This window comes from Streptomyces sp. CO7, from assembly GCF_053474865.1.
On the sequence record NZ_JBRIOU010000002.1, the window covers coordinates 1,077,036 to 1,080,043 of the forward strand.

General features: G+C 72.8%; 3 protein-coding genes. 2 read left to right on the top strand and 1 reads right to left on the bottom strand.

Going from position 1 to position 3,008, the window contains the following annotated elements; genetic code table 11:
- A partial coding sequence (locus ACOV8S_RS06885; RefSeq protein WP_448316715.1) for a flavin reductase family protein occupies nt 1–453 on the top strand: 453 nt, incomplete at its 5' end.
- A gap of 21 nt (nt 454–474) precedes the next feature.
- Here the strand turns inward: ACOV8S_RS06885 and ACOV8S_RS06890 are convergent.
- Nucleotides 475–1,164 (bottom strand): TetR/AcrR family transcriptional regulator, encoded by a 690-nt coding sequence (locus ACOV8S_RS06890; RefSeq protein WP_448316716.1) that lies wholly within the window; start codon nt 1,162–1,164, stop codon nt 475–477.
- Between the two features lie 79 nt (nt 1,165–1,243).
- Here ACOV8S_RS06890 and ACOV8S_RS06895 point away from each other — a divergent pair, with 79 nt between their 5' ends.
- Nucleotides 1,244–2,701, top strand: a complete 1,458-nt coding sequence (locus tag ACOV8S_RS06895; RefSeq protein WP_448316717.1) for a DHA2 family efflux MFS transporter permease subunit — start codon at nt 1,244–1,246, stop codon at nt 2,699–2,701.
- Nucleotides 2,702–3,008 lie beyond the last annotated feature (307 nt).

Sequence of the window (3,008 nt, forward strand, 5' to 3'; positions counted from 1 at the left end):
GTCCTGGGACGGTTCGCCACCGGCGTCGTGGCGGTCGCCGGCCGGGACCCGGCGACCGGCCGGCACGCGGCGCTGGTGGCCAACTCCTTCTGCTCGGTGTCGCTGGAGCCGCCCCTGGTGTCCTTCTGCGTCGCGCACACCAGCACCAGCTGGCCGCACATCAGGTCCGCGGGGCTGGTGGCCGTCAGCATCCTGGGAGCCGGGCAGCGGGAGGCGGCGACGCGGCTCGCGACGCCCGGCGGCGACAAGTTCACCGGGCTGCCGTGGCGGGCCTCACCGGGCGGCGCTCCGGTCCTCGACGGCGCGCTGGCCTGGCTGGAGTGCGTGGTGGAGGCCGAGCACCCGGCGGGCGACCACACCATCGTGGTGGCCCGCGTCGGCGCCCTGGACGCCCCGCACGACGGCGAGCCCCTGCTGTTCTTCCGCGGCGCCTTCGAACGCCTCGGGAGCTGACCCGCCGTGCGCGGTTCCCGCTCAGCCCGAGGCGGCGGGCGCCGCCGGGCCCGGGGCGCCGAAGGCGCGCAGGAAGGTGTCCACGCCGGCGGAGACGATCTTCTCCACCTGTTCGGGGTCCAGCGGGCGGGTTCCCAGCGCGCTCAGCTCGGGCAGCCCGTCGTAGACCAGGGCGATGAACTGGTTGGCGGCCCGCTCGGGGTCCTCCACGCGCAGGTGCCCCGCGTTGGCCAGCCGGGCCAGGCGTCCGGCGAGGGCGTCGGTGAACTGGTCGGGGCCGCTGGCCCGCACCTCGTCGAACAGGTCGGGGAAGCGCACCGCCTCGGCGTACAGCAGCCGGCGCACCGCCTCGGACTGCTCGTCGCAGTAGCAGTCGACGAGCTTGTGGGCCACCTCCCGCAGCCCCGGCCGCAGCCGGTCGGGGTCGTTCGGGAAGGCCTCGAGGACTTGCAGCGTCTTGGCGTTCGACCGGGCGGCGGTCTCCGTCATCACATACCGGAACAGGTTCTCCTTGGACCCCAGGTGGTTGTAGATCGTCGGCTTCGCGACCCCCGCCTCGGTGGCGATCATGTCGAGGCTCGCCTGGGTGTAACCGACCTGCGAGAAGACCCGCAGGGCCGCCTCCACGATCGCGCGCCGCTTGTCCATGCGACCGCGGTCCGCCGGGGCCGAACGGGTCTTCGGGTTCTTGGGGGCCTCGCCAACGCTCATGACGCCATGCTACCGTCCCAGCCATGAAATTGAACTACCCAGTTAAATTCGATGGTAAATGCGGTTCAAAGGAGTTGCCGTGTCTGTAACGAACGCGGAAGGCGGGCCCGCGCGGCTCGACCGCGCCCTGCTCACGGTCGTCGGCGTCATGGTGCTCGGCGGGATGATGTCCTACCTGGACGCGACGATCGTCAACGTCGGTATCAGCACCCTGGGCGGCGAGTTCCGGGCCTCGCTGGCCACCATCGAATGGGTCACCACCGGCTACCTGCTGGCCGTCGCCCTGGCCATCCCGCTCGCCGGCTGGGCCGTGGTGCGCTTCGGCGCCAAGCGGATGTGGCTGCTGGGGCTGAGCGTCTTCCTCGCCGGATCCGTGCTCTGCGCCTTCGCCTGGAACGCGGAGTCCCTGATCGCCTTCCGGATCGTGCAGGGATTCGGCGGCGGCATGGTCGACCCGATCATGATGACCGTGGTCGCCACCGCCGCCGGACCGCAACGCATGGGCCGCGTCATGGGCCTGATCTCCGTCCCCATCACCCTCGGCCCGGTCGTCGGCCCGATCATCGGCGGACTCCTCCTGGACAACCTCTCCTGGGAGTGGATGTTCCTGGTGAACATCCCCTTCGCCCTCGCCGCCATCGTGCTCGCGATCCGCGTCCTGCCCGCCGACCCGCCCCGCGCGGAGGCGTCCGCCCCGCTGGACTTCGTCGGCGTGTTCCTGCTGCCGCCCGGCTTCGCCGCGCTCGTGTACGCCCTGTCCCAGGCGGGCGCGGACGGCTTCGGCAGCGCCAAGGTGATCGCCGGACTCGTCGTCGGCGTCGCGCTGTTCCTCGCCTACGGCGTGCATGCCCTGCGCACCAGGGGCACCCCGCTGCTGGACCTGAGGCTCTTCGCGAGCAAGGGCTTCTCGGCGAGCGTGACCACGATGTTCCTGCTCGGCGGCGGCCTGTTCGCCCTGCTGTTCCTGCTGCCGCTGTACTACCAGCAGGTCCACGACCACAGCGTGCTGCGCTCGGGCCTGCTGCTCGCACCGCTCGGCCTGGGCACCCTGATCGGCATGCCCGTCGCGGGCAACCTGGCCGACAAGTACGGCGCCCGGCGGCTCGTCCCGGCCGGTGCCGCGCTCATCGGGGCCGGAGCACTCGTCTTCACCCAGGCCGACGCGGGCACCTCACAGATCCTGCTCACCGCGGCCCAGCTCGCGGCGGGCTTCGGCATGGGCCTGGTCGGAGCGCCCACCATGGGCTCGGTGTACCGCACCGTGCCCGGCGAGGCGGTGGCCGGCGCCACCGGCGCGGTGTTCATCCTCAACCAGATCGGCGCCTCGCTCGGCATCGCCGTCGTGGCCCTCATCCTCCAGGGCGGCGGCGCGCACGGCACGCCGACGGCCGACTCGTTCGCCGACGCGTTCTGGTGGCCGGTCGCCGCGGCGGTCGTCGTGTTCGCCGCCGGCCTGCTGCTGCCCGGCCGGCCCGCGAGGATGCCGGGGGCGGAGGTGGCGAGGCTGGGCGTGTTGTGGTGTTCGGCGACCCAGTAGCGCAGGTAGCCGAGTGCCTCCACGCGCGGGGCCAGCGCCACGGTGTCGTGCAGCGCGGCGGTCGCGGAGCCGTCCTCGAAGACGGGCACCACGTCGAGGACGGACAGGGGTATGCCGGGAGCAGTGGTCATGGCCGGTCCTTGGGAGGGTGACGGTGGAAGGAGGGGTGTGCGCCGCCGTCGGGGAGGACGGGCGGCGCACACCCCTGGAAGGGGGCACGCCCGGGAGGGTCCGGCGTGCGGCCCGGTGGGGTGCCGCCGGGTCAGGCCGGGTCGGCGACGGATCCGGCCGGTGCGGGGTCCTCCGC